The organism is Mesorhizobium sp. M1A.F.Ca.ET.072.01.1.1 (assembly GCF_004023325.1).
Taxonomy (GTDB): Bacteria; Pseudomonadota; Alphaproteobacteria; order Rhizobiales; family Rhizobiaceae; genus Mesorhizobium.
On record NZ_RZSF01000018.1, the window covers coordinates 16,243 to 43,232 of the forward strand.

The 26,990-nt window shown below is 63.4% G+C and carries 25 protein-coding genes and 1 pseudogene; 14 read left to right on the plus strand and 12 right to left on the minus strand.

Going from position 1 to position 26,990, the window contains the following annotated elements:
• Positions 1-20 precede the first annotated feature (20 nt).
• Entirely contained in the window at positions 21-764 is a 744-nt protein-coding gene (locus tag EOA32_RS04835; protein ID WP_066992363.1) for an ATP-binding cassette domain-containing protein, read from the minus strand.
• A 451-nt stretch (positions 765-1,215) separates the two neighbouring features.
• Here EOA32_RS04835 and EOA32_RS04840 point away from each other — a divergent pair, with 451 nt between their 5' ends.
• Together EOA32_RS04840 and EOA32_RS04845 are read left to right on the plus strand one after the other, a co-directional pair.
• A complete protein-coding gene (locus EOA32_RS04840) occupies positions 1,216-2,205 on the plus strand; it encodes a sugar-binding protein (RefSeq protein ID WP_066992270.1) in 990 nt (329 codons plus the stop codon).
• A gap of 169 nt (positions 2,206-2,374) precedes the next feature.
• A complete protein-coding gene (locus tag EOA32_RS04845; RefSeq protein ID WP_066992273.1) occupies positions 2,375-3,142 on the plus strand; it encodes a FadR/GntR family transcriptional regulator in 768 nt (255 codons plus the stop codon).
• Positions 3,143-3,160: 18 nt separating this feature from the next.
• On the opposite strand, the gene EOA32_RS04850 is transcribed toward EOA32_RS04845, so the two are convergent.
• Positions 3,161-4,099, minus strand: coding sequence for an NAD(P)-dependent oxidoreductase (locus EOA32_RS04850; protein WP_066992365.1), 939 nt, complete (start codon positions 4,097-4,099; stop codon positions 3,161-3,163).
• A 156-nt stretch (positions 4,100-4,255) separates the two neighbouring features.
• Here EOA32_RS04850 and EOA32_RS04855 point away from each other — a divergent pair, with 156 nt between their 5' ends.
• Both EOA32_RS04855 and EOA32_RS04860 read left to right on the plus strand, forming a co-directional pair.
• Positions 4,256-5,152, plus strand: coding sequence for an NAD(P)-dependent oxidoreductase (locus EOA32_RS04855; RefSeq protein WP_066992368.1), 897 nt, complete (start codon positions 4,256-4,258; stop codon positions 5,150-5,152).
• A 101-nt stretch (positions 5,153-5,253) separates the two neighbouring features.
• Complete coding sequence (locus tag EOA32_RS04860; RefSeq protein WP_066992276.1) at positions 5,254-6,030, plus strand: FadR/GntR family transcriptional regulator; 777 nt, start codon at positions 5,254-5,256, stop codon at positions 6,028-6,030.
• A 46-nt stretch (positions 6,031-6,076) separates the two neighbouring features.
• Here the strand turns inward: EOA32_RS04860 and EOA32_RS04865 are convergent, their stop codons facing one another.
• Positions 6,077-6,364: a DUF3175 domain-containing protein gene (locus tag EOA32_RS04865; RefSeq protein ID WP_066992279.1), complete on the minus strand. Its 288-nt coding sequence runs from the start codon at positions 6,362-6,364 to the stop codon at positions 6,077-6,079.
• A gap of 194 nt (positions 6,365-6,558) precedes the next feature.
• Between EOA32_RS04865 and EOA32_RS04870 the strand changes: the two genes are divergently transcribed.
• The 10 genes from EOA32_RS04870 (at position 6,559) to EOA32_RS04915 (ending at position 19,003) form a co-directional block, all read left to right on the plus strand.
• A complete protein-coding gene (locus tag EOA32_RS04870) occupies positions 6,559-7,791 on the plus strand; it encodes an MFS transporter (RefSeq protein ID WP_245499157.1) in 1,233 nt (410 codons plus the stop codon).
• A gap of 236 nt (positions 7,792-8,027) precedes the next feature.
• Positions 8,028-9,110 carry a substrate-binding domain-containing protein gene (locus EOA32_RS04875; protein WP_066990516.1) on the plus strand — a complete coding sequence of 361 codons (1,083 nt, stop codon included), beginning with the start codon at positions 8,028-8,030 and terminating at the stop codon, positions 9,108-9,110.
• A gap of 80 nt (positions 9,111-9,190) precedes the next feature.
• On the plus strand, positions 9,191-11,440 hold the full coding sequence (locus tag EOA32_RS04880; protein ID WP_128371024.1) for an ABC transporter permease: 2,250 nt from the start codon (positions 9,191-9,193) through the stop codon (positions 11,438-11,440).
• On the plus strand, positions 11,433-12,215 hold the full coding sequence (locus tag EOA32_RS04885) for an ATP-binding cassette domain-containing protein (protein WP_128371025.1): 783 nt from the start codon (positions 11,433-11,435) through the stop codon (positions 12,213-12,215). The genes EOA32_RS04880 and EOA32_RS04885 overlap by 8 nt, the downstream gene beginning before the upstream one ends.
• A gap of 192 nt (positions 12,216-12,407) precedes the next feature.
• Positions 12,408-13,436 carry a LacI family DNA-binding transcriptional regulator gene (locus EOA32_RS04890; protein WP_066990526.1) on the plus strand — a complete coding sequence of 343 codons (1,029 nt, stop codon included), beginning with the start codon at positions 12,408-12,410 and terminating at the stop codon, positions 13,434-13,436.
• A 296-nt stretch (positions 13,437-13,732) separates the two neighbouring features.
• Positions 13,733-14,857 (plus strand): sugar ABC transporter substrate-binding protein, encoded by a 1,125-nt coding sequence (locus EOA32_RS04895; RefSeq protein WP_066990529.1) that lies wholly within the window; start codon positions 13,733-13,735, stop codon positions 14,855-14,857.
• 75 nt (positions 14,858-14,932) lie between these two features.
• Complete coding sequence (locus tag EOA32_RS04900; RefSeq protein WP_128371026.1) at positions 14,933-16,480, plus strand: sugar ABC transporter ATP-binding protein; 1,548 nt, start codon at positions 14,933-14,935, stop codon at positions 16,478-16,480.
• Positions 16,477-17,457: an ABC transporter permease gene (locus EOA32_RS04905; protein ID WP_066990536.1), complete on the plus strand. Its 981-nt coding sequence runs from the start codon at positions 16,477-16,479 to the stop codon at positions 17,455-17,457. Before EOA32_RS04900 ends, EOA32_RS04905 begins: the two co-directional genes overlap by 4 nt.
• The gene (locus EOA32_RS04910; protein ID WP_128371027.1) at positions 17,454-18,440 is read left to right on the plus strand and encodes an ABC transporter permease; all 987 of its coding nucleotides are present in this window, start codon (positions 17,454-17,456) and stop codon (positions 18,438-18,440) included. Before EOA32_RS04905 ends, EOA32_RS04910 begins: the two co-directional genes overlap by 4 nt.
• 80 nt (positions 18,441-18,520) lie before the next feature.
• Entirely contained in the window at positions 18,521-19,003 is a 483-nt protein-coding gene (locus EOA32_RS04915; protein WP_128371031.1) for a gluconokinase, read from the plus strand.
• A gap of 83 nt (positions 19,004-19,086) precedes the next feature.
• Here EOA32_RS04915 and EOA32_RS04920 read toward each other — a convergent pair whose 3' ends face one another.
• From EOA32_RS04920 to EOA32_RS40515, 9 genes and pseudogenes are all read right to left on the minus strand, one after another.
• Positions 19,087-20,238 carry a hypothetical protein gene (locus EOA32_RS04920; protein WP_128371028.1) on the minus strand — a complete coding sequence of 384 codons (1,152 nt, stop codon included), beginning with the start codon at positions 20,236-20,238 and terminating at the stop codon, positions 19,087-19,089.
• A gap of 95 nt (positions 20,239-20,333) precedes the next feature.
• Positions 20,334-20,783, minus strand: coding sequence for an Rrf2 family transcriptional regulator (locus tag EOA32_RS04925; protein ID WP_013530871.1), 450 nt, complete (start codon positions 20,781-20,783; stop codon positions 20,334-20,336).
• A gap of 257 nt (positions 20,784-21,040) precedes the next feature.
• Complete coding sequence (locus tag EOA32_RS04930) at positions 21,041-22,030, minus strand: sulfate ABC transporter substrate-binding protein (protein WP_066990543.1); 990 nt, start codon at positions 22,028-22,030, stop codon at positions 21,041-21,043.
• Between the two features lie 199 nt (positions 22,031-22,229).
• Entirely contained in the window at positions 22,230-23,270 is a 1,041-nt protein-coding gene (locus EOA32_RS04935; protein WP_066990546.1) for a sulfate/molybdate ABC transporter ATP-binding protein, read from the minus strand.
• Positions 23,271-23,322: 52 nt separating this feature from the next.
• Entirely contained in the window at positions 23,323-24,207 is an 885-nt protein-coding gene (cysW, locus tag EOA32_RS04940; RefSeq protein WP_066990548.1) for a sulfate ABC transporter permease subunit CysW, read from the minus strand.
• On the minus strand, positions 24,200-25,051 hold the full coding sequence (gene cysT / locus EOA32_RS04945) for a sulfate ABC transporter permease subunit CysT (protein WP_095779395.1): 852 nt from the start codon (positions 25,049-25,051) through the stop codon (positions 24,200-24,202). Before cysT ends, cysW begins: the two co-directional genes overlap by 8 nt.
• A 109-nt stretch (positions 25,052-25,160) precedes the next feature.
• On the minus strand, positions 25,161-26,189 hold the full coding sequence (locus EOA32_RS04950) for a sulfate ABC transporter substrate-binding protein (protein ID WP_095779394.1): 1,029 nt from the start codon (positions 26,187-26,189) through the stop codon (positions 25,161-25,163).
• 212 nt (positions 26,190-26,401) lie between these two features.
• Positions 26,402-26,791, minus strand: a complete 390-nt coding sequence (locus EOA32_RS39640) for a M15 family metallopeptidase (RefSeq protein WP_348632189.1) — start codon at positions 26,789-26,791, stop codon at positions 26,402-26,404.
• Positions 26,776-26,979 (minus strand): annotated as a pseudogene (locus EOA32_RS40515) (M15 family metallopeptidase); the annotation flags it as partial. The gene EOA32_RS39640 and the pseudogene EOA32_RS40515, both read right to left, overlap by 16 nt.
• Between the last annotated feature and the right edge of the window lie 11 nt (positions 26,980-26,990).

Genomic DNA, 26,990 nt, shown 5'->3' on the forward strand with positions numbered 1-26,990 from the left:
TGGACGCCCGATCCACGCGATTACGCAACCTGTTCGATGGCGCCGGTGATCAGCCCGGTGACTTCTTCCGGCGAGCTCGAGGCGATCTTCTTGTCGGCGACTTTCCTGCCGCGCCGCATAACGATGACGCGGTCGGCGACATCGAAGACGTCGGGCATGCGGTGGCTGATCAGCACGACGGCGATGCCCTGGTCGCGCAAGTGGCGGATCAGGTTCAGTACCTCCGCGACCTGCCTGACCGAGATCGCCGCCGTCGGCTCGTCCATCAGCACGATCTTGGCTTGCGACAGCATGGTGCGGGCGATCGCCACCGCCTGGCGCTGGCCGCCGGACATCTGCTTGACGAGGTCGCGCGGCCGCGTCTCGGATTTCAGTTCGGCAAAGAGCTGGCCGGCGCGCTTGTACATCGCGGCGTAGTCGAGAATGCGGAAGGGGCCGATGCCGCGGCGCAGTTCCCGGCCGAGATAGACATTGGCGGCGGCCGTCAGATTGTTGCAAAGCGCCAGGTCCTGATGGACGATCTCGATGCCGTGCTGGCGGGCCTCGGCCGGCTTGTGCAGAATCAGCTCCTTGCCGTCCATGTGCATCGTGCCGTGACTGGGGCGGAAATTGCCGGCGATCATCTTGACCAGCGTCGACTTGCCGGCGCCGTTGTCGCCCATCAGGCCGACGACCTCGCCGGCCTCGAGCGTGAACGAGACGTCGTTCACCGCCTGGATGGCGCCGAAATGCTTCGAGATGTTGGCGAGTTCGAGAACCGACACCAGCCTTAAGCCTCCCCGTTTTCGTCCCTCGACTGCCTTGCCATAATTGCCGGCGCCGCAGGGGCCTCGCGCCTCCAACTCCTCCCGAGCAGGTGCGATAGACTCATTTAGGCAAATGCGGCCGTGGGCGTCAATCAATTGTCGGGCGATTAATTTCGAGTCCCGTCGAAAAATCGGTTTTGTAGGACAAATAGCAATTGACGTTGGCAGCGAGCCGTTATTAGCTAGCTTTGGAGGAAGAATTTTTCCGTCGCGAAATCGCTGCTCGGCGTGACGCGATGGGCAAGATTCAGGATCCGGCCGGCGCCCATTCGAGCTGGAACGGATCGGCAAATGCTTGTCGGCCCGGCTTGAGACACGAACTTTCGAGCCTATTCCGCGTGTTGCTTGCATCCGGGCCGATCGGTGTGGCGGGCACGTCGTGTCCGTCTGTTTTCAAGGGAGGACTGATATGAGGAAATCACTTTTGCTCGCCGCCGTCGCCGCCATGGCGCTGGGCGCCGGGCCGGCTTTGGCCAAGAAACAGCTCGTCATTGTCGTAAAGGGCCTCGACAACCCGTTCTTCGAAGCCATCCATCAGGGCTGCGAGAAGTGGAACAAGGAGAACGCGAGCTCCGAGTATGAATGCTTCTACACCGGCCCGGCATCGACATCGGACGAGGCCGGCGAAGCACAGATCGTGCAGGACATGCTGAGCAAGCCGGACACGGCCGCGATGGCGATCTCGCCGTCCAACGCGCCGCTGATCGCGCAGACGATCAAGAGCGCCAATCCATCGATCCCGATCATGACGGTCGATGCCGATCTCGCCAAGGAAGACGCCGCGCTTCGCAAGACCTATCTCGGCACCGACAACTATCTGATGGGCAAGCGGATCGGCGAATACATCAAGAAGGCCAAGCCGAATGGCGGCACGATCTGCACGATCGAGGGCAATCCGGCCGCCGACAACATCCTGCGCCGTGCGCAGGGCATGCGCGATGCGCTGTCGGGCAAGGAAGGCCTGCCGGCGCTCGCCGGCGAAGGCGGCTGGACGGAAGTGGCGGGCTGCCCGGTGTTCACCAATGACGACGGCGCCAAAGGCGTGCAGGCGATGACCGACATCCTGGCCGCCAATCCGAAGCTCGACGCTTTCGGCATCATGGGCGGCTGGCCGCTGTTCGGCGCTCCGCAGCCCTATCGCGACCTGTTCAAGCCGATGGCCGACAAGATCGCCAAGAACGAGTTCGTCATCGGCGCCGCCGACACGATCGGCGACGAGGTGGCGATCGCCAGGGAAGGCCTTGTGACCGCACTGGTCGGCCAGCGGCCGTTCGAAATGGGCTACAAGGCGCCATCGGTGATGCTCGACCTCATCCAGGGCAAGAAGGTCGACGATCCGGTCTTCACCGGCCTCGACGAATGCACCAAGGATACGGTCGACACCTGCATCCAGAAGTAGGCTTCGATCCCGGGGCGCCCTTCGAAGGGCGCCCCTCCACCTTTCGCCAGGACTATGGACGCGGCCTTGCCGGGGCAGCGGAGCCAAGAGTTTTGCGCCCAGAATCTTCTTATGCGGCAGAGTTTTTGCGGGCGTCTTGGAGCCCGCGACAGGAGGCACCGGAACGCGGATGCCACGGGAAAAGTCTGGGAAGCGCTTAGCCGAGCCTGCACAGGCGGCCACGATACGACGACCCGAGGCGACGCGGATCGCCGGCCTCAGCGTGCACGCGTCGCTCGCCGGCGAGATCGGCCTCAGGATCGTGCGCGGCGACTATCCGCCCGGAACTGTCCTGCCCAACGAAGCCAAATGGTCGGAAACGTTCAATGTCAGCCGCTCGGCGGTGCGCGAGGCCATCAAAATGCTGATGGCCAAGAGCCTGCTCGCGTCCCGCCCCAAGATCGGCAGTTGGGTCGAGCCGAGGGAGCGCTGGAACCTGCTCGACCGCGACGTGCTCGCCTGGTACGCGACCTCGCCTGACCGCGAGGTGTTTCTCAGAACGGTGCAGGAGTTCCGCCATATCATCGAGCCTGAGGCGGCCGCCTTCGCGGCGCTGCGGCGCTCCGACGAGCAGATGGTCGAAATCAGCCAGGCATGCCGCGAAATGGGAGAGGCGGCGCATATCCAGGAGCGCACGCGCGCCGATACGCGGTTCCATCTCGCCATACTGCGCGCTTCGGGCAATGAGCTGCTGGTGCCGCTTGGCGTACTGATCGAATCGGCGCTCGATCATCTCTTCGTCTTCGTCACGCGCGAGCACAGCGACCAGCGGCGGGCCCAGTCCCTGCACGAGGCGATCGAGCGGAACATCCGCCTGCAGCGCCCGGCCGCGGCGAGAAGCGCGGTGCACAGGCTTCTGGCCAATACCGACGAGGTGATCGAGCTCTCAAGACGCTGAGAGGCTTGGTCGCGGCTTTCAGATCGTCTGCTTTTTGCCGTCCTTCGACGGCATCAGGTCGACGCCGTTGAGCTTGCCGATATGGGTGGCCAGCATCGGCACATACTGCTCGGCCGGCCCCGCCGCGAAGGCGGTCGCGAACGAATTCTTGGTGGCGTTGCCAAGCGGATTGGCGATGCCGGCAGCGCCGGCCATCGATTCCAGATAGGTCAAATCCTTGAAGGCATTGGCGATGGAGAATTTGTGGGCGTCGCGGTCGCCTTCCAGCGTCCAGCGCATGAAGGTCTGGTAGAAGCCGCAATCCATGCGGCCGTTGCGGATCACGCTGTCGAAGCGGGGCGGCGAGATGCCGACCTTCTGCGCCAGCGCCAAGGCTTCCGAATAGATCGCCGCGTAGCCGAGCGAGATGAAGTTGTTGAGCAGCTTCATGCGGTGGCCGTCGCCGGTGTCACCGATATGGACGATGCGGCCGGCCCAGGTGTCGATCACCGGCTTCAACCGTGCGAACACCGCGTCGGGCGCGCCGACCATGGCGTCGAGCGTGCCTTCCCAGGCCTCCTTCGGCGTGCGACTGAGCGGCGCGTCGACATAGTCGACGCCGAGCGCCCTGAGTTCGGCTGCCAGCGCGACGGTGGAGACGGGATCGGATGTCGAGCAATCCACGACCACGCAGCCTTGCTTCAGACCTTCCTTCAGCCCGCCGGGACCGCGGATGATCGCCTCGACCTCACGCGAGCCGGTGACGCAGATGAAGACGATGTCGGAGGCCGCTGCCACTTCTTTGGACGTGGCCACTTCCTTTGCGCCGCGGCCGAGCAGGTCATCCGCCGGCTTGCGGTTCTTGCGGCCGAGGAAGGTGAGCGGATAGCCCTTGTCGACGATGTTCTTGGCGATGCCATGCCCCATCAGGCCGAGGCCGATGAAACCGATGTTTTCGCGGGCAGCGGTGGTGGTCATGTCGTTTCGTCCCTGTCTTTCCTGATGGTCGGCGCCGGCGCGACCGGCCGGCGAGCATTGCTGGAGAAGGTTTTCGCGGATCGCGGTTGGCAGGCCGTTGCTGAATGCCATATTGTCTGACAATACACACAATCCTTGAGAAATGTGGAGAGCAAAATGACGAAGCGCATCATGTTCACCGGCGGCAGCGGCAAGGCCGGCCGCCATGTCGTGCAGTATCTGGTCGAGCATGGCTGCCAGGTGCTCAACATCGACACCAAGCCGCTCGACAACCCGAAGGTGCGCACGCTGATCACCGACATTACCGACAGCGGCCAGGTGTTCAACGCGCTGTCGAGCTATGCCGGGCTGCATGAATTCGATCCATCGCTGCGCGCACAGCCGGTCGACGCCGTGGTGCATTTTGCCGCCATCCCGCGGATCATGATCACCCCGGACAACGAGGTGTACCGCATCAACGCGATGGGCACCTACAACGTCATCGAAGCGGCGGTGAAACTCGGCATCCGCAAGGTGATCATCGCCTCCAGCGAGACGACCTACGGCCTGGTCTTCGCCAACGAGCCGCGCAACCCGACGCATTTCCCGCTCGACGAGGACTATGACGTCGATCCGATGGACAGCTACGCCCTGTCCAAGATCGTCAACGAAAAGACGGCGCGCGCCTTCGCGCTGCGCAGCGGTTTCGACATCTATGCGCTGCGCATCGGCAACGTCATCGAGCCGCATGAATATGCGCTGTTCCCGAAATGGTTTGCCGATCCCGGTTTCCGCAAGCGCATTGCCTGGAGCTATATCGACGCCCGCGATCTCGGCCAGATCGCCTTGCGCGCCATCGAGAAGGATGGGCTGGGCTACCAGGTGTTCAACGCCGCCAATGACGAGACCTCGTCCGATCTGCCGACGGCCGAGCTCCTGAAGCGTTTCTATCCAGGCGTGCCGGTGAAAGCCGAGCTCGGTGAATTCGAGACGCTGCTGTCCAACCGCAAGGCGCGGGACGTGCTCGGCTTCCGCCCCGAACACAGCTGGCGCAAATACGTCAAAACAGCGTGAGGGCCGACAAACATAGGTTGAGCTGTGCACAGCGCGGCGTCTGGCGGCAAAGCCGGCCTTGCCGCGCTTGACAGCTTCTGAAAACCGGACTTTCTGGGCATATGCGGGACGCAAAGCCGAACAACGAAAAAAGGCCGACGAAAGCGGCATCCGCCGAGCGTATGGCTGGCCTTCGCCGGCCGGACGCGCCGCGCATCCCTGGCGCCAGCGTGCATACCTCGCTGGCCAGCGAAATCGGCCTTCGGATCGTGCGCGGCGACTATCCCCCGGGCACCATCCTGCCCAACGAAGCCAAATGGTCGGAGACTTTCGACGTCAGCCGCTCGGCGGTGCGCGAGGCGATCAAGATGCTGATGGCCAAGAGCCTTCTGGCATCACGTCCGAAGATCGGCAGCTGGGTTGAGCCGAAGGAGCGCTGGAATCTGCTCGACCGCGACGTGCTATCCTGGTACGCGACGTCGCCGGATCGCGAGGTGTTCCTGAAGACGGTGCAGGAATTCCGCCACATCATCGAGCCCGAGGCGACGGCTTTTGCCGCAATGCGGCGCACCGATGAGCAGATGGCCGAGATCAGCCAGGCCTGCCGCGAGATGGGCGAGGCGACCAATCTGCAGGAGCGGACGCGCGCCGACACCCGCTTCCACCTGGCCATTCTCCGGGCCTCCGGCAACGATCTCCTGGTGCCCCTGGGCGTCCTGATCGAATCCGCCTTCAATCATCTCTTCGCCTATACGACACGCGAGCTGGACGACCTGCAGCACGCCCAGAAACTGCACGAAGCGATCGAGAGGAACATCCGGCTGCAGCGGCCGGATGCTGCGCGCAACGCCGTGCGCAAGCTGCTCGCGAATACCGACGACGTCATCCGCTCGCGCTAAGGCCTACCGATACCCGGGTGAGGCCCGGTCCGACCTCGACAAGTCCTTAGTCTTCCTTCTCGCGCCCGAAAGCGACGCGCAACTCGTCCTTGGCCTTTTCCAGAACTCGCTTGCGCTTCTCCGGCAGGTTCCTGCCGGCGCGGTTGATGTAGAAATTCAGCATCGACATCGCGGATCGGAACGGCTCAGCCTTGCGGCGATGGCTGTGCTCAGCCGAGCGCTTCAGCGAGGTGGCGATCCTCTTGGCATCGTCGGATTCGAAAATGTGCTCCTCGAGATCCAGCGCATCGCTGTGCGCGGTCACTTCGGCCGACCATTTTTTTCTGGCGGTCATGGCGAACTTCCTTCCTGGGGCACAACTCCCCTTGGCCACACGCTCTCCTGGGGCAAGAACTCTGGGCGGCATGGCCGGTTCCCGATTTCTGGAGCCACGGATTTGTCCCTTGTGGCGCTGCTCGGCACCGGGAATGCGCCGATACTTGGTGGTTTGAAACCGCCCGATCACCAACAAGCGCGGACAGGAAAGGTGTGACGACAACCGTCTCCAGCCGGGCAGATGGCCCCAGCATCGACAGCGCCTATGCATGGATACGGCTCGGCGTCTCGATGCTTTTGTCGACGATCGGCGGCGCCGGCATGTGGGCGGTGGTCGTCGTTCTGCCCGCCGTGCAGGCCGAATTCGGCGTCGACAGGGCCGCGGCTTCGATGCCTTATACCGCGACCATGGTCGGCTTCGCCGCCGGCAATATGCTGGTCGGACGCGCCATCGACCGCATGGGTTACTGGATCCCGGCGCTCGTCTCTGCGATTGCGCTCGGCGCGGGCTTCCTGCTCGCCTCGCTGACCAGCTCGATCCTTGCGTTCACCCTTGTCCAGGGGCTTCTGATCGGACTCGGCACATCGGCGATCTTCGGCCCGTTGATCGCCGACATCTCGCACTGGTTCAACCGGCGCCGCGGCGTCGCGGTGACCGCGGCCGCATCCGGCAGCTATCTTGCCGGAGCAGTCTGGCCGACGGTGATGCCCTATGTCATGCAAGGCGAAGGCTGGCGGTTCACCTATGCCGCGATCGGCATCTTCTGCCTCGCCACCATGGTGCCGCTGGTGCTGATGCTGCGCCGCGGCGCGCCGCGCGAAGCCACCCATGGCTCGCCGGGAAGCCGGCCGACGCAGCCAATCTCGCTGTCGCCGGCGGCGTTGCAGATGCTGCTGGTGATTGCCGGCTTCGGCTGCTGCATGGCAATGTCGATGCCGCAGGTGCATATCGTCGCCTATTGCATGGATCTCGGCTACGGCGTCGCGCGCGGCGCCGACATGTTGTCGATCATGCTGGCGGCGGGCGTTGTCAGCCGCATTGGCTCAGGTTTCCTCGCCGATCGCATCGGCGCGGTGAAAACTTTGATCATCGGCTCGGCGCTGCAATGCCTGTCACTGCTGTTCTATATTCCCTTCGACGGGCTGGCTTCGCTCTATGTGGTCTCGCTGGTGTTCGGCCTCTCGCAAGGCGGCATCGTTCCCTGCTATGCGATCATCGTGCGCGACTACATGCCGGCCAAGGAAGCCGGCCAGCGCGTCGGCATCGTCCTGATGGCGACGATCTTCGGCATGGCCGTCGGCGGCTGGATGTCGGGCTGGATCTACGATCTAACCGGCTCCTATGCCGCCGCCTTCCTCAACGGCATCGCCTGGAACCTGGTCAATCTCGCGGCGATTTTGCTGCTTGTGTGGAAGGCGAGGCGAGGCGCGGAAGCGCCAGCCTGATTTCCGCCGGCAACCTTGGCCATTGCAAGCTTGTCTACCGGCGCAAAGGGAGGGGTCAGGTGGATAGTCGTCCGTGCTCTTTCGCATGACGTCGCGCCCGAATACTGGGTGCAGCAGGCTATTTACTTGGAAAGGCTTTCGGCGGAATATCGCGAAAGTGGGAGGAAGCACTCGGAAAATCTCCTGAATAATGCGCTCGAACGGCTTCCGCCCGTTGAATGCAAGGGAGGATAATCATGAGACGTACTTTCCCGCTCGCGGCATCCGCCGCGGCGTTGTTGCTCGGCGTGCCCTCCGCCTTCGCGCAGTCCGGCGGCGTCGAGAAAGCAGTCGGCGGCTACAGCTTCGAGGAAGCCGCAAAGGAAGCCCCCACCACCAAGGATTTCCATTCGGCCGATGGCCATCTCACCTTCGCCATCGTCACACATACGGCCGGCAACGGCTTCTTCGATCCGGTCTATGTCGGCGCAACCGCCGCCGGCAACCTGATCGGCGCCAAGATACTGCTGCTCGGCTCGGAATCTCCGACCGACGACCCGGCCCGCGAGATCGAAATCCTGAATCAGATCGTGCAGGATCCGACGATCGACGGGCTGATCATGACAACGCCCCAGGTCGGCGCCTATAACGACATCGTCAAGGCCGCCGGAGCCAAGGGCATACCGGTAGCAACGACCAATTCCTTCGACGGCACGATCCTCGACCGCAGCGGCATCAGCCACACCGGTCAGGACGCCTCCGCCGCGGCGATCGCCGGCGAGGCACTCGTCAAGTGCCTGGCGGACAAGGGTATCGAGAAGGGCTCGATCGTTCTGCCGTCATCGACCGCGATGGGCAACATCGAGGTGAACAATCGCGTCACCGCGGCCTTCAACGCGATCGTCAAAGGCCTGAAGGATGCCGGCAAGCTCGAGGCCTTCAAGGTCGACGCAGGTCCCGAGAACACCGGCATCGACACCAATCCGAACGATCCGGTGAACGGTATCGTGACGCTGTTCGAGTCGCGCGGTGACGTTGTCGGCGCCTTCGCCGGCAACAACGTGTTCACGCCTGCGCTGGCCAAGGCCGTCGCCCAAACCGGCAAGACCGGCAAGATCTGCGCCTATGGGTTCGACCTCGGTCCGGCGCAGCAGGATGCGTTGAAGAGCGGCGACCTGACCGGCGCGCTCGGGCAGCAGCCCTTCCTGCAGGGCTTCTATCCGGTCATGCAACTCTATCTGCAGATCGATCGCGGCATCGCGGCCGCCAATCTCGACACGCGCGCCCAACTCGTGACGCAGGAGACCGTTGGAAAGGTCGGCAAGCGTTTCGAGAACTGAATGTCAAAGCGACACTGAACCGGCGCGGGAGGGCTGGTGTCCTCCCGCGCATTTTGGCCTTCGGGACCTTTTATCAAAGAATGCCCGCTGAAGCTCTCGCTCGTCGCCTTCCACCCCAGCTCATCGGCGGCTGGGAAATGGGATTGCTTGCCCTGCTGGCGCTGATCTATCTCGGCGGCGCTGCCGTCAATCCGACGTTTTTCGGCTCGCCGGAGGCGTTCCATGCACTGCTTCGCGATACCTCTCGGGTCGCCATCATCGCCGTCGGAATGACCTTCGTCATCATCAACAAGGACCTCGACCTTTCGGTCGGTTCCATCTACGGCCTTGTGGCCGTCGTTTTTGCGAGGCTGTTCGCGCCAAGCTTCGCCGATCTCGGCATCGTCATGTCGGTGACCGTCTGCGTCCTTCTTGGGATGGTGATCGGCCTCGTCAACGGCGTGCTCGTTACCATCCTAAAAGTGCCGGCGTTCATCGCCACCTTGACCACGCTTCTGATCGGCCGCGGCTTCGTCCTCGCCCTGACGCACGGTCAGGCGATCTACTATCCAGGCAAAGCGAAGGAGGCCCCACTCTTCTTCCATCTCGGCGAGACGAACGTCTTCGGCTTCAACAACCAGATCGCAATCTTCGCGGTCGTTGCCGTGATCGGCGCCTACGTGCTCGCCAACACTCGCTGGGGCTACGAAACCTTTGCGACGGGCGGCAACGAGCAGGCAGCAGTCTATGCTGGCATACCGACGAACTGGGTGCGCATCCGTGCCTATCTGCTCTCGTCGCTCTGCGCCGCCGTTGCCGGCCTCCTGTCGGCCGCTCAGGACAAAGGGGTGACCCCGCTTTACGGCGTCAGCGGCGAACTGACCGTCATCGCCGCGGTGATCATCGGCGGCGCTTCCATTCTAGGCGGTCGCGGCCGCGTCGCCGGATCCTGCCTCGGCGCCATGCTGGTCGTTCTGCTCGACAAGGTGCTGCGCGAGGGTTTGCCGATCACGCGCACCATCAAGATCGGCGAGGAGGAGGTGACGGTCAACGCCGTCTACTCCCTGCCAGTGGGCGCGGTTCCGGTCTTCCTCGGACTGCTGCTTGTCATCGCCGTGCTGATCGAACCCTATCTCATCCGCCGCCAGGTCGCGGCGCGCCTCTGGGCATGGCTGCGCGGCAGGCCGCCGCCGCCGGCCTTCGAGATCGGCGGCGTCGCGCTCGAGGGCGTGGTGACCAAGGGCGCGATGGCGACCGACATCGCATTGTCGGCGACCGGGTTCGGCAAGTTCCTCGCCCGGCGCGATGCCCTCGCCGTCATCCTGACAGTGGTGCTGTGGCTCACGGGTCTTTTCCTCAGGCCGGATTACTGGTGGAACCTGTCCAACACTTTCGCGATCCTGCTCAACTATACGGAACTGGCGCTGATCACGGTCGGGCTTACCTACGTCATCGCGGCCGGCGATATCGACCTCTCCGTCGGAGCCGTCCTGGCGCTCGCCGGCAGCGCGGCGGCCTATTTCCTGAAGGTCCTGGGTGCCGACCCCGTCACCGCTGTCGCGATGGGCCTGCTTGCGGGAATGCTTGCCGGCCTCGTCAACGCCGTCGTCGCCGTTGGCTTGAAACTGCCGGCCTTCATCGCAACGCTTGGCATGTTCTACATCGCCCGCGGCCTCGCGGCCTGGTTCGTCGCCGGGCAGCAGCTTACCGGCTGGCCGGAGGGCTACAATTTGCTCGGCCGCAAGGTGAATGACATCCTCCTCCATTTCAGCATCGTGCTTCCGGATGGCATCCTCAGAACATTGGCCGAGGTGGTCAGCGTGCAGACGGTCTGGATGATCTTCGTCGCCGTGATTGCCGGCGTCGTGCTCGCCTACACGCCGTTCGGGCAAAAGGTCTATGCAACCGGCGGCAACATCCGCGCCGCCGCCTATGCCGGCATCAACACCAACAGGGCGCGCTTCATCTCGCTCATGCTGGCGGCGTTTTGCGCGACGATGGCCGGGATCATCAACGTCGCCTATTTCCGAAGCTTCAACCCCGTTGCAGGCCAGTTCCGCGAACTCGACGCCATCGCGTCGGTGATCATCGGCGGCGGGTCGATCTTCGGCGGCTACGGCACCATGCTGGGTTCTCTGGCCGGTGCAGCCGTGATCACCCTCGTTCGGGCGCTCCTGCAGCTCAATGTCCAGGGCTTCAGCATGCCGCAGCATTGGATCAATGTGTTCATCGGCGTCATCCTCATTGTCGCGGTGCTGATCGACATCTGGGTGCGCCAGGCCAATATCTTCGGTCGCCTGCGAGCCCGCCTCGCGCGAGGCGTACGAACCCGGGAAACCATTCATGCCTGATGCTGCGTTGCCTCAACCGATCGTGGAAATGCGAAGCATCGAAAAAGCCTTCGGTGCCGTTCAGGCGCTTCGGAAAGTCGATCTGGTGCTCTATCCCGGAGAGATCCTTGGACTGGTCGGCGACAACTCGGCCGGCAAGTCGACGCTCATGAAGATCCTGACCGGCGCCTATCAGCGCGACGCCGGCGAAATCCGCGTCGCCGGTCAACCGGTGCATTTCAAGAGTCCGCATGAGAGCCGCGACGCGGGCATCGAGATGATCTACCAGGATTTCGCTCTTTGCGGAAACATGGATGTCGGCCAGAACATCTTTCTCGGCCGCTGGCCGCGCAAAGGCCCTTTCGTCAATCGCCGCAAGATGTACGCGGAAGCCGATAGCGTGCTGAAGCGGCTCAAGGTGGACGTGAACTCCGTTTTCCAGAAGGTCGAGAGCCTGTCGGGCGGTCGCCAGCAATCCGTGGCGATCGCCCGCGCGATTTCGTTCGAGCCACGCGTCGTGATCCTCGACGAACCGACCGCCAATCTCTCGGTGATGGCGACCGAGCGGCTCCTCGAGACCATGCTGGAACTGAAAAGACAGGGTGTTGCCCAGATCATCATCTCGCATCGGCTGGTCGACATTTTCGCCGTAGGCGACCGTGTCATGGTACTCAAGCGCGGCGAGAATGTCGGCGACCGTCATGTCAGGAACACCGACGAGCACGAGGTCCTTGAGATCATCGTCTCCGGCACGCGGGAGCAGGCGCTTACGGCCGATCAGGCGAGGGCGGTCTGACGACCGAGGCATTGACCTGGGGGGGTTATCGCCTCTGCCGGGGTGGGCTGAACCAATATTCGTCGGCTTGACAACGGCCATGGCCTGCGCGACCCAACCGGAATGGGACGGGCTGCGAAACATGGTCGCTGTGGCTAAACTGTTGATCGTCAACTCGCCGCTGCGCTCCTTTCGTGCAAAAAGGACAAGGCGGTGACAAGGCCGCGCTCGCGGCGCGGCGGCGGCCGCCCGACCATCGCCGACGTGGCGCGCAAGGCGGGCGTCGGCGCCATCACCGTGTCGCGTGCGCTGCGCGAGCCTGGGCGGGTCTCGGAAGATCTGCGCCGGCAGATACAGGTCGCCGTCGACGAGCTCGGCTACATCCCGGACCCCAATGCGCGCGCATTGGCCTCGGCGCGCGCGGAGGTCTTCGGCGTGCTGGTGCCGTCGCTCACCAACAATGTCTTTGCCGAAGTGGTGCGCGGCATCTATGACAGTCTTTCGGACAGCCCTTTCCGTATCCAGATGGGCAATACCCACTATTCGGGCCTGGAAGAGGAGCGGCTGCTGCAGCTGTTCGCCTCGCAGCGCCCGGCGGCGCTTATCGTCGCCGGCATCGACCAGACGCCGCAGTCGCGAAAGCTGCTGGAGACGGCCGGCTGCCCGGTGGTGCAAGTGATGGAAACCGGACACGATCCGGTCGATATGCTGGTCGGCTTCTCGCATTTCGACGGTGGCCGCGCTGCCACCGAGCACCTGATCGAGGCAGGTTATCGGCGCATCGGTTTCATCGGCGCGCGCATGGACCCGCGCTCGCAGCGGCGCCTTGCCGGCTATCGCGCGGCCATGGAGGCGGCCGGCCTGTTCGATCCCCGCCTGGTCACCACCACGCCGCTATTGTCCAGTGTGACGCTCGGCCGCGAGCTTTTGCGCGATGCGCTGGCCAAGATGCCGTCGCTCGACGGCGTCTTCTGTAACAATGACGATATCGCGCTTGGGGTCTTGTTCGAATGTCGCCGCGCCGCCATCGCGGTACCGAAGGCCATCGGCATCGTCGGCTTCAACGACCTCGACATGATGCAGGCGGCGTTCCCGTCGGTCACCAGCGTTCGCACGCATCGTTATGAAATCGGACGGCAGGCAGTGGCGATGGCGCTGGCGGCGATTGCGGGCCGGAGGCCCCAGCAGAGGGTTGTCGATCTCGGTTTCGAGCTCATTCGCCGCGAGAGCACCGCACGTTGAAACACGCAAAGACGACTGTGCAAATGCCGGTTTACTACCTTGCATGGTAGCGCTACCATCTTCAGCATCGAGTAGTACGGTGGGTGGGGGGAAGGCGCTGTTTATTATACATAAGAAAACAGTCCTTACTTGTTTATTATGTATAATATGATAGTTTGCGGAATTGCCCGCAGGCGAGGCAAGAGGAGGCAGCGGGCAGCAAAGGCCGGCCGGCAGGCGATTGGATACGGCAGGAGGTGCCGGCCAAAACGCCAGGACTTAATCAACAAGCAGAACTGCAACTGGGAGGAATACTGATGATCAAGTCACTTGTTGGCGGTGTGGTTGCCGCCACTGCATTTGTCATGCTGAGCTCGTCGGCGATCGCCGATCCGGAAATCGTCAAAGGGCCCTCGGCCGAGCCCGACTGCTTCGCGCCCTGGGCGGCCGACACACAATTCTTCAAATATCCGAAGAAGGAAGGGCCCTATCGTATCGCGCTCGCGAACGGCTATATCGCCAATACCTGGCGCATCCAGATGATCCAGACGGCCAAAGCCTATGCCGCGCAGCCGGACGTCGCCAAGAAGCTGAAGGAATTCAAGGTGGTATCGACCGGCGAGGATGTGCCGGCGCAGATCTCGGCGATCAATAACTTCATCGACTCCGGCTTCGACGCGATCGTCGTCAACGCCCAGAACCCGACCGCGTTCGGGCCCGTGATCAAGCGCGCCAAGGAAGCCGGTGTCATCCTGGTTGCCTTCGACAACATCCTCGACACCAAGGACGCCATCAACGTCAATGTCGACCAGAAGGGGCTCGGCGAATTGTGGGGCAAATGGCTGGTCTCGCACGTTCCGAACGGCGGCAAAGTGCTTGAGGTGCGCGGCGTCGCGGGTACCTCCGTCGATACCGACCGGCACAATGGCATTCACGAGGTTCTCAACGCGTCGGGCAAGAAATGGGATGTCACCGAGGTCGTCGGCAAGTGGGACGACGGCGTGGCGCAGAAAGCCACGGCCGACGCGATCGCCACCAGCGGACCGTTCGACGGCATCACAGGGCAAGGCGGCGATACCGGCATCGTGCAGGCGATGATCGACGCCAAGCATCCGTTCGTGCCGTTCGGCGGCGAGACGGAAAACGGCTTCCGCAAATTCTGCGCGGCGCATGCGGCGGACGGGCTGAAATGTTCGTCGGCCGGTACCGGCCCGGCGCAGGTTGCCGTTGCCATCAAGACGGCGATTGCCGCGCTCGAAGGCAATGTCGTGCCGCAGTCGGTCAAGCTGCCTTTGGCCATCGTCGAGGATCCGAACTTCAAGGCAGGGCAGGACTACTTCCCCGATCAGTCCGACAATTTCTTCGTCGGCAATTCCTTCCCGACCTGCGGCATCAATTTCACCGCGCAGGAAATCATGGGCCAGACCAAGGAAAACAAATAGTCTGACGGACCGGCGTCGCGGAAGCCGCGGCGCCGGCCGCTTGATGCCAATCACGAACTGGCCTGGGGAGGGCTGATGAACGGCGCGGCTCCGCTCTTCCGCATGGAAGGCATATCCAAGCGCTATGGCGGCGTGCGCGCCCTGGAAAAGGCCGATCTCACCGTCACGGCCGGCAGCATCCACGCCATTCTCGGTGAGAACGGCGCCGGCAAATCGACTTTGATCAAGGTCATGGCCGGTGTCGTCGCGCCGGATGAAGGTACCATGACCCTGGACGGCCGCGAGGTGACATTTGCTTCGCCCGCCGCGGCAAACCAGGCCGGCATCGTCTGCATCTTTCAGGAGCTGTCGCTCATTCCGGAGCTGAGCGTCGCCGACAACATCGTCATATCCGATCCGCCGAAACGCTTCGGCATGATCGACCGCAAGGCGCAACGGCGCCTCGCGGAACAGGCGCTTGCCCGCGCGGGTGCCGCCGATATTCACCCCCTGGCGCTGATCAAGGACCTGCCGCTCTCGCGACGACAGATGGTCGAGATCGCCAAGGCGTTGGCCAGGAAGCCGCGCATCCTGATCCTCGACGAAGCGACGTCGGCGCTGACCGCCGCCGATGTCGCGAAGGTCTTCGAGGTGCTGAAGCGGTTGCGCCAGGAAGGGCTGGCGCTGCTCTATATCTCCCACCGAATGAACGAGATCTCCGAGCTTGCCGACCAGTGCACGGTGTTTCGCAACGGCCGCAATGTCGCCAGCTATCGGGCTGGATCGAAGAGCGACAACGAAGTCGTCGAGCTGATGATCGGCCGGGAATACAGCCACATCTTTCCGCCGAAGCCGACCAGGCCCCAGACGGTTGCGGCTCCTGTGCTGGACGCGCGCAACCTGTCCTGGAGCGATAGGCTGGACAATATCTCGCTCTCGGTTGCGGCCGGCGAGGTCGTAGGATTGGGCGGGCTCGACGGCCAGGGTCAGCGTGAGCTGCTGCTGGCGTTCTTCGGCGTTCTGCGAGGTCTTTCCGGGCAGATCCTGGTCGACGGCAAGCCGGTTTCGATTGCCAGCCCCGCAGCCGCCAGCGATGACCGTATCGGCATGGCGCTGATCCCGGAAGACCGCAAGACGGAAGGGCTGATGCTGCCCATGACGGTGCGCGAGAACCTTTCCTTCGCAGCACTCGACAGGCTGTCAAAGGCCGGCGTCATCGACTGTGCCGCCGAGCAGCAGCTGATCGATGACATGGTCGAATTGCTGGCCATCAAGACGGCGGGGCTCGATATCCCTGTCGGGGCGCTGTCCGGCGGCAACCAGCAGAAGGTGGTGATCGCCAAATGGCTGATGCGGCAGCCGCGCATCATTCTGCTCAACGATCCGACGCGCGGCATCGATGTCGGCACCAAGCAGGAGCTCTATCAGCTGATGCGTAAGCTCGCCGACGCCGGCGCCGCGATATTGTTTTATTCGACCGACTATGACGAGCTGATCGGCTGCTGCGACCGCGTGCTCGTGCTTTATGACGGCGCCATCAAGCGCGAGCTGGTTGGCGCCGATATCACCGAGCACGCGCTGATCGCCAGCGCGCTGAATATCCACGGCGGCAGCGAGCGGGCAGAGCAAGGAGAGGGCGCGTGAAGGATTGGCGCTATTGGCTGGCCGAGCAGCGCGGGACGCTGCTGGCGTTCGCCATCTTCATCGTCATGTTCGCGATCTACAGCGGCAATCATCCAGCCGGCTTCACGGCCAATGTCGTGCAGACAGCGGCGAACAAGGGCGTTCTGCTTGCCTTCGTCGCGATGGCGCAAACGCTGGTTGTGATCACCGCCGGCATCGATCTCTCGGTCGGCATGATCTTCACGCTGACCAATTGCATGGCTTCCTGGCTCGTCATCGGCACGGGTCTCGAGACCGCGTTTGGATTGGTGGCTGTGCTTGGCACCGGGCTCGTCTGCGGGGCGATCAACGGCGCCATCGTGATCTACGGGCGCCTGCAGCCGATCGTCGCCACGATAGCCACCGGCGCCGTCTATTTCGGTCTCGCGCTGCTTTTGCGACCGGTTCCCGGCGGATCGGTCAACGAGGATGTCGCCGATTTCCTGACAGGGCGCTTCTTCGGCGTTGTGCCCGCAAGCCTGATGGCGCTGTTCGTCGTCGTGCTCGTCGTGTGGGTGCCGTTCCGCCGCTCCGAGCTCGGCCGCGCCGCTTACGCTGCCGGCTCGTCCGAGACGGCCGCCTATATGTCAGGTGTGCCGATCCGCAGGGGCAAGTTCCTTGCCTACACGCTGGCCGGACTGCTTGCCGCGATCGGCGGCCTGTTCCTCACCTTCTTTACCTATACGGGCGAGGCCGCCTATGCGAGCGGCAATGCCTACACATTGTTCTCGATCGCGGCTGTTGTGCTCGGCGGCGTCTCGCTGTTCGGGGGCAAAGGCAGCGCCATTGGCGCGATCTTCGGGGCGCTCGCCTTCCGCACCATCGGCGACCTGCTTTTCGTCTTCGATTTCGACCCGCTCTGGCAGCCGCTGTTCCAGGGCATCATCCTGTTGATCGCGGTCAGCCTCGGCGCCTTCGCGCTGTTTCGGGTGCGCAACCGGCTGGAGTGGTTCCTGTGAGCGAAACGACGCTTGGCGGCATCGCCAGCCGCATGCCGAAATTCATCCGCCGCGCCGATCCGGCGGTGGCGACCGCCTTTGCCTGCATCGTTATCCTGCTTCTGCTCGGCAGCCTCTATTCGCGCAGTTTTCTCTCGCCGGAATATCTCCTGCAGCAGCTGAAGGTCGCGTCGTTCCTCGGCGTGATCGCCACCGGCATGATGCTGGTGATCCTGCTCGGGCAGATCGACCTTTCCGTGCCGTGGTCGGTGGCGACCGGCGCGATGATGGCCTGTGCCGCTGCAGCCTACGGTTCGGTCGGCGTCGCGCTCGCGATCCCGTTCGGCGTTCTGTGCGGGGTCGCGATCGGCATCGTCAACGGCGTCGGCGTGGCTTATCTGCGCATTCCCTCGATGATCATCACTCTGGCCACCAACGCCGTCGCGCAAGGATTGATGGTGGTCTATACGGGCGGGTTCTCGCCGCAGGATTCGGCGACGGCGGCGATGCGCTACCTTGCGACCGGCTTCACCATTCCGGGGGTGCCGAATGCCGTGATCATCTGGGCGCTGATAGGGGCGGCAATGGTTTTCGTGCTGACCCGCACCTCCTTCGGCCGCGCCGTTTACGGCATCGGTAATCGCGAGCGCGCCGCCTATCTTTCCGGCATCGACACGCGCCGCGTGGTGCTGATTGCCTTTGCCGTCTCCGGCGGGCTCTCGGCCTTCGGGGGCGTCCTGCTCGCGGGCTACGCATCGAAGGCGGCGCAGTCGATGGGCGACGCCTATCTGTTGCCGTCGATCGCCGCCGTGGTGCTGGGCGGCACTTCGATCCTCGGCGGCCGCGGCTCATATCTCGGCACGGTCGCCGGCGTGATCCTGATCACGCTGCTGCAATCGATCCTGTCGGTCATGCAGATGCCGGAGGCAGGGCGTCAGATCATTTACGGCGTCGTGATCGTGGCCATGCTTTTGCTCTATGGCCGTGCGCCGGCAAGCCGCTGACTGGGGATGAAGGATCGCAAGGTCACAGCCGTCGGAGGTTTCCATTGAACGACATCCGGTCAGCGCCGGCCATAGTCGTGATGGGGGTCGCCGGCTGCGGCAAGACGGTGATCGGCGAAGCGCTGGCCGAGGCGCTGGGCGCGGTCTTCATCGAGGGCGACCGGTTGCATCCGCCGAAAAACGTGGCGCGCATGGCTCGCGGCGAGCCGCTGACGGATGCGTTGCGCGAGGGTTGGCTCGATGCCATCGGCGAGCGCATGGCAGCTTCGGTCGGCGAGGGACACAAGCCGGTGGCGGCCTGCTCGGCGCTGAAGCGCAGCTACCGGAACCGGCTGCTCAGCTTTTGCCCGGGCATCGTCTTCCTCTATCTGAAGATCGATCGCGAGACTGCCCGGCGACGGGTGTCGGGGCGCAAAGGCCATTTCATGCCGGCGAGCCTGGTCGACAGCCAGTTCGCGACCTTGGAAGAACCGGAGCCGGACGAAGCGGCGGTGACGGCGGATGGCGCGCGGAGCGTCGCCGCCATCCTTAAACAAGCACTGAGTTCAAGCCCCTCGAGTTGAACAGGTTCCGGCGACGCAGTTTTCAGTCTTCGTTCTGATGCATGTCGTTGATCCAAAACCGCTGCGCATTTGGGCGACATGCACTATGCGGCGTCGGCGCCGATCGCGGCTTGATCCTGTTGTCCGGTGAGCCGGTTGGCGCTCGACCAGGCCATCATCTGCTCGGGGTACAATTTGACCGCTTCCAGCAGCCGGTCGCGCTTGAGCAGGATATAGGCCGCTTGCAGAACGAGGTTCTTTGCCGCCACGTCCTTTGCCGGCCGGGATGCAGGCTGGGCAGCGTTCGGCTTCAGTTCGGGACTGACGATCGCCCGGTATTCGCGAAAGGGCACTGTCTCCAGGGTCGACATGCCAAACAGCGCAGCGCCGGCGCGCGCCGCAAAATTCGCCGGCGCAGAGGCGAGGTGGGTCCAGCCACGCTCGCCCATGGCGCTCTCGGTGAAGGTAGATCCCGCGTGGATGGTGTTGGTCATCAGCACGACTCCGTTCTCCTTCAGTGCCTTCTGGATGCGCGCCGTAACCTGGTAGGCTTCGGCGCGCTCGAAGACGATGCGGCTCTTCAGAAACCGGTTTTCGACCTCGACCAGCGGCCTGTTGATCACATGCAGGCCGAATTTGCTTTCCGAAAAGCCGTGAAAGTTGACGCTCACCTGGTGTGCTTCGATGCCGGCTTCGAAGAGGGCGCGCTTGCCCATGATGGTCTGGGCGATGAACTGATCGCACCAGACGATGGCGCCGCGGCCGCGCTGCAAGGCCTCGCGCAAGCCGTCGATGCCTTCCAGCCGGATTGCCGGCGACCAGCGCCTGCTAGGCGCCAGATGAGCGGCAAGCATCAGACGGCGGCGATGCGCGGCGGCGAGATGTCCCCTGAAAAGGCTTCGCGTGTCGGCATCATCGCCAAGCACCGCTTTGATCGCCACGTCATAGCGCGCGAAATCCTTGCGAAAATGACGCTTGCGTCGAAGCGTCGAAACCCAATCGCAGATCGGCGCCCACCAGGCTACCGGCAACACCGCCGCCACGCCGAGATAGAACAAGGAAAGCAGGCTTTCGCGCAGATCCTTGTTGGAGACGCTGCGCAACTTACCGGGGCGGAGGAGCTTGCGGCTGAAGAAGCGGACGGTCTCGCCGCGCTCCGGCACTGCAACGTCGGCGATGATCTCGGTATGATAGATGCTGGCGGATGACGGTTGCCGGTTGGCCCTGCGGGACTTGCCAAGCCGAGGCAGCCTCATGCGTCAGATACCCCCAAACCTTGATCCATCCGTCAGCCGATTTACAGCGTCTGTCGCGGACAGACAACCAACGGCGAGGCGGCGCGGCTGAGCGATCAGATCTGCGACGTGAGTTCGACCGGGAAATCGTCGTTGTCGGCGTCGCGCATGGCGGCAAGGCTGCGGTTGTCGAGCACCTCGGCGATCGCCTGGCGCACTTCCAGCATCATGTGACGGACCTGGCACGTCGCCTCGTCGCAGTCCTCGCAGCGCTGATATTGCGTGCGGCTGGCGCAAGGGATCGGCGCCAACGGCCCGTCGAGCACGCGCACGACATGGCCGATCTTGATCTCGGAAGCGGGCCTGGCGAGGCGATAGCCGCCTTCCTTGCCCTTGCGGCTCTGGACGAAGCCGGCATTGCGCAATTCGCCCAGGATGGCGTCCAGGAACTTCTTCGGGATGTTGTTTGCGACCGCTATGTCGTTGACGAATGCAAGCTGGCCAGCCGGCAGGCCGGAAAGATGCACGAGGGCCTTGAGGCCGTATTTGCCTTTTTTGGTCAGCATGCCCGATTCAGTTTATCAAACCCCAATCGCCTGCATCTGGCGGTTGTTTGTGTGCAAATCATGACAGTTTGGCCGCGCTACGCGGTTTGGCACAACAATTCTTCGACACAGGTTTAGGCACAAACGCCTTGATTCTTCGTAACGTTTTTCACATTGGCCGCGTTGATTTCGTCGGCAAAGTGATGCCGGCTCCAGATTGAAAAAAGCCGGCGATGGCGACGGCGATGACGGCTTGCCACTTCTTTTGATTGTAAGCGCTACCGGCTGCCATAGGCCTGATCGAGCAAGCCGCCTGCCGCGAAATGCTCTTTCTGCACCCTGTCCCAGCCGCCGAAGACCTCGTCTACCGTCAACAGGCGCACGTCGGGAAACTCGGCCTTGTATTTGGCGGCCACTGCTGCGTCGCGGGCCCGCAGGCCGTTGCGGGCGGCAATGTCCTGGCCCTCGGGCGAATAGAGGAATTCGAGATAGGTCTTGGCGAGATCGCGGCTACCGTGCTCGTCGGCGATCTTATCGACGATCGCCACCGGGAATTCGGCCAGCAGGCTGACTGAAGGCGTGACCTGCTCGAACTTGTCGTCGCCATATTCCCTGCGGATGCCGCGCGTTTCGGATTCGAAGGTGATCAGCACGTCGCCGATCTCGCGCTGCACGAAGGTGGTGGTGGCGGCGCGGCCGCCGGTGTCGAAGATCGGCACGTTGGCGAACAGCTTGGCGATGAACTCCTTCACCTTGGCGTCGTCGCCCTTGAAGGCCTCCTTGGCGTAAGCGGTGGCAGCGAGATAGGTATAGCGCGCATTGCCTGATGTCTTCGGGTTGGGGAAGATCACCTGCACGTCGTCACGCACCAGATCGTTCCAGTCCTTGATGTGCTTGGGATTGCCAGCACGAACAAGGAAGGACGGCAGCGAATAGAAAGGCGATGCGTTGTCTGGGAAATCCTTCTGCCAGTCCGCGGAGATCAGACCCCTCTTGACCAGGAAATCGACGTCGGTGACCTGGTTGAAGGTGACGACGTCGGCTGCCAAACCTTCCGCGATGGCACGAGCCTGCGCCGAGGTTCCGGCGTGGGACTGATCGACGGTCACGCCGGGATGCTGAGCGATGAAAGCCTTGTTGATGTCGGCAAACAATTCGCGGCCGACGTCGTAGGAGGCATTGAGCAGCTTGTCGGCCGACCAGGCTTGGGAGGACGCGAGGACGACGAAGCCGGCAAGCGTGGCAATACCCAGCAATAAGCGCTTCATGAAAACGGTCCTCCTCCAGACAATCAGAACTATGGTGTGACCATAAAAAGGAAAGCCTGGCTGCGCGAGGCACGCGGTCCGGGGGACGCACGAGCAGCGGGAAAATCTCCCGCCCGAACAGCCGCTTGGTAGGATTTTCTTCCAACCTGATTCATCGGGGCCACTGCCGCGCGCCCGGAAGCGGCAGGCGGCAAACAGGTCAGGAGGCCGGGAAAAGCTTCCAGCGCCTCGGCCTGAAAGCCACCCGGCTCTTCTGTGCCGCCGGATGATCGACCGGCAGCTCGATCTCGACGCGCTGACGCTCGCCGCCGATCTCGAGCTCGACCCGCCTTGTGCCGGCGACGCGGCGGCTTGCGGCGACCGTCCCGGCAATGCAGCCGCTGCAGCCGTCGAGCAGCTCGACATCGTGCGGACGAAAGTAGAGCAGGGCCTCCCCGGACGGCGCATGCGGCGCCTGCAGGCCGACCGGTCGGTCGGCGAGCCAGATCTCGCCATTGTCGACCTTGACCGGCAGCGAGCTCGATTCGCCGATGAAGCTGTAGACGAAAGGCGAGTTCGGCGTGTCGTAGATCTCGTCGGCCGAGCCGACCTGCTCGATGCGACCTTGGCTCATGACGACAACGCGGTCGGCGAGTTCGAGCGCCTCCTCCTGGTCGTGGGTAACGAAGACGGTGGTGTGGCCGGTGGCGTCGTGGATTTCGCGCAGCCAGCGGCGCAGCTCGCGGCGCACCTGCGCGTCAAGCGCGCCGAACGGCTCGTCGAGCAAAAGCACCTTGGGCTCGATGGCCATGGCGCGGGCGAGCGCGACGCGCTGGCGCTGGCCGCCGGAAAGCTGTGCCGGATAGCGCTTTTCCAGCCCCGACAGCTGGACGAGGTCGAGGAGTTCCGAGGCACGGCGGCGGATCTCCTGCGCCGAGGGACGCGCGGCGCCATGCCGGACCTTGAGGCCGAAGCCGATATTGTCGGCAACCGTCATGTGGCGGAACAGAGCGTAATGCTGGAACACGAAGCCGACATTGCGCTCCTGGATCGACTTCTGCGAGGCATCCTCTTCGCCGAAGAAGATGGCGCCCTTGGTGGGCCGCTCCAGGCCGGCGATCAGGCGGAGGAGCGTCGTCTTGCCGGAACCGGATGGCCCGAGCAGCGCGATAAGCTCGCCCGACCTGATGTCGAGCGAAACGTCGTGGAGCGCCGGAAACCGCTCGAACTCCTTGCGCACGTTGACAACGCGAACTTCCATACAGATCCCTCAATCAGCTGATGCATGCTATGCGGTTTCGGGCGGCATGCATCTAATGTCCGCGCGTCGCGGCAATCTCGGCGCCGTAGCGCATCTCCAGAAGTGTTTTCAAGACCAGCGTCACCAACGCCAGGCCGGCAAGCAGCGAAGCGACTGCGAAGGCGCCGACGGCGTTATACTCATTGTAGAGAATTTCCACATGCAGCGGCATGGTGTTGGTGAGGCCGCGAATGTGACCTGAGACCACCGACACGGCGCCGAACTCGCCCATGGCGCGCGCGTTGCAGAGTAGCACGCCGTAGAGCAGGCCCCATTTGACGTTGGGCAGCGTCACATACCAGAAGGCCTGCCAGCCATTGGCGCCGAGTGACAGGGCCGCCTCCTCGTCGCCATTGCCCTGTTCCTGCATCAGCGGGATCAGCTCGCGGGCGACGAAGGGGAAGGTGACGAAGATGGTTGCGAGCACAATGCCCGGCACGGCGAACAGGATGACGATGCCATGCGCCTTCAGCCACGCGCCGAGCAGGCCTTGCGCCCCGAAGAGGAGCACATAAACCAGGCCGGAAATGACGGGCGACACCGAGAACGGCAGGTCGATGAGGGTGGTCAGAAAGGCCTTGCCCTTGAACTCGAACTTGGCGATCGCCCAGGCAGCCGAGATGCCGAAAATGAGGTTGAGCGGCACGGAGATCGCCGCCACCAGCAGCGTCAGGCGGATCGCCGAGCGCGTGTCGGGGCTGGCAAGCGCCTCCGTGTAAGCGCCGATGCCTTTGCTAAGCGCCTCGTGGAAGACAACGATCAGCGGCAGAAGCAGGAAGACGGCGAGGAAGGAGAAGGCTATTCCCATCGCCACCCAGCGCACCGGCCGGCTTTCGGTCACCGCGGCCGATTGGCTTTCGTGGTGCGGTTCGTAGGATTTGATCTCGGGATCAGCCATAGCGCTTGCGGCTCCATGTCTGGACGAGGTTGACGACCAAAAGCATCACGAAGGACAGCGCCAGCATGATCGCGGCGATCGCGGTCGCCGCCTCGTAATTGTATTCCTCGAGCCGGATGACGATGAGGAGCGGCGCGATCTCCGACTTGAAGGGCAGGTTGCCGGCGATGAAGATGACCGAGCCGTATTCGCCGACACCGCGCGCGAAGGCGAGCGAGAAGCCGGTGACGATGGCCGGCGCCAGTCCCGGGAAGAGCACGCGGGTGATGGTCTGGAAGCGGTTGGCGCCAAGCGTGGCGGCAGCTTCCTCGACCTCCCTGTCGAGCTCCTCCATGATCGGCTGGACGGTGCGCACCACGAAGGGCAGGCCGATGAACACCAAGGCGATGACGATGCCGAGCGGGGTGTAGGCGACCTTGATGCCGAGTGGCATCAGAAGCTGGCCAATCCAGCCATTCGGCGCATAGAGCGTGGTGAGCGCGATACCGGCGACTGCGGTGGGCAAGGCGAAGGGCAGGTCGACCATCGCATCGGCGATGCGGCGGCCGGGGAACCGGTAGCGGACCAGCACCCAGGCGACGATGGTGCCGAAGACGACGTTGATCGCGGCGGCCAGGAAGGCGGTGCCGAAGCTGATCTTCAGCGCATTGAGGGTGCGCCGGTCGACGGCGATCGCCCAGAAGTCGGTCCAGCCGAGCGCGGCCGAACGCCAGACCAGCCCCGAAAGCGGGATGAGGATGATAAGCGTCAGGTAGGCAAGCGAGAAGCCGAGCGTCAATCCGAAGCCCGGAATGACACTCGGCTGTCTGAACCGCCACCCCGCCTTGGCGGGTGCTGTGTTCATGCTGTTCTGGATCGTCCCTTCTTACTCAGACCAGAGTGCCCTTCGCCTCGGCTCGGGCACTCGTACAATAGACCCAATCAGGTTCCATCCGGCCCATGGCCGCCATGCTTCATTGGGCGGGCTTGTAAATCTGGTCGAATATACCACCGTCGCCGAAATGATAAGGCTGCGCCTTCTTCCAACCGCCGAATTGCGGATCGTCGATGGTGACGAGCTTGATTGCCGGTAGCTTGGCGAGATCCTCGGCAGGCACCAGGTCGGGCTTGGCCGGACGATAGTGGTTCTTGGCGATGATGGTCTGGGCTTCCTTCGAATAGAGCCAGCTCAGATAAGCCTCGGCGACCTTGCGGGTGCCCTTGGCGTCGACATTGCCGTCGACGACGGCGACCGGCGGCTCGGCCAGGATCGAGGTCGGCGGGTAGACGATGTCGAAATTGTCGGCGCCGAATTCATCGAGCGCGAGATAGGCTTCGTTCTCCCAGGCGATCAGCACGTCGCCCAGCCCCTTCTGCGCAAAGGTCACGGTCGAGCCGCGGGCACCGGTATCGAGGACCGGGACATTCGCATAGAGCTTGCCGACGAACTCCTTGGTCTTGGCTTCGTCATTGCCGTCATTGGCATTGGCATAGGCCCAGGCGGCGAGGTAGTTCCAGCGCGCGCCGCCCGAGGTCTTGGGGTTCGGCGTGATTACCTGGACGCCGTCCTTCACCAGATCGCTCCAGTCATGGATGCCCTTGGGATTGCCCTTGCGCACCAGGAAGATGATGGTCGAGGTGTAGGGGGCCGAGTTGTTCTCGAACTTCGTGCGCCAGTCCGGATTGATCTTTTTCGTCTTTGCGGCAATGGCGTTGATGTCGCCCTCGAGCGCGAGCGTCACGACATCGGCGTCGAGACCGTCGATGACGGCTCGCGCCTGGGCGCCGGATCCGCCATGCGACTGTTGGATGGTAACGGTTTCCCCGGTCTCCGCCTTCCAGTGCGCGGCGAAGGCCTCGTCATAGGCTTTGTAGAGCTCACGGGTCGGGTCGTAGGACACATTGAGAATGGTCGTATCGGCAAACGCGAAACCGAGGGTGCCGAACTGGACAGATGTGGCGACCAGCGCGCCGAGCAGTTTCCCGAAATGAGGGTTGGTCATTTCCGCCTCCGTTGAACGGCCCGAACTCTAGCGAATTTATAGAAATTAGATGCACTGAATGTTGCCTTTTTCATCTCCTTGCAGCAATTTTTCGCTGAGGGGTGGCCAGTCGAGGAAATATCTTCCTCACGTGGCGGCAACATGGATCCTCGTCAGCGGGCCTAATTAGAAGCGGTCGCGGTCACGGCAAGCCGTGTGGCCCTAGTCGGCGGTCACCGGAAAATCGAAGCGCTGCTTGGGAACGGCTCGTCGGCAAGGGTGAAATGCCACCATTCGCGCGCATAGTTGCCGAAGCCGGCGGCGCGCATGGCCGAAAGCAGCATCGTGCGGTTTGCCGTCGCTTGGAGGGGCAGCGGGCGGTGGGCCGTCTCGCTCGCCGAATCGAAACAGTCGAATCCGGTGCCGAAGTCGAGGGTGCCGGGGTCAGTCGCGCCGCAGGCGCGATGAGCCGCGGTTGTCTCGTCAAGCTCAGCGACGGCGAGGTCAACGGTCGAGCCGCGCGAGTGGCTGGACAGTTCGCCGACATAGCCTCGGAGATGAGGTCGCCGCGGTCGACCTTCGGATACCACTGCGGGTCGGGCGGGCCGCCTTGCCATGTCCATCTGCCCATGTCGGCGACGGCGCGTGCCGGGCGGTAACAGTCGAAGAGTATCAGCGTCAGGCCCTTGGCCGTTGTTGCTTTCTGGACGACGGACAGCGCCTTCGCCGCCGGCGCGGTCAGGATGCAGACCGGCGCTTCGTAGCCGTCGACCTTGCGCTGCAGGAAGTTTTCCAGCCCGGCATAGCGGATGTCCTGGCGAA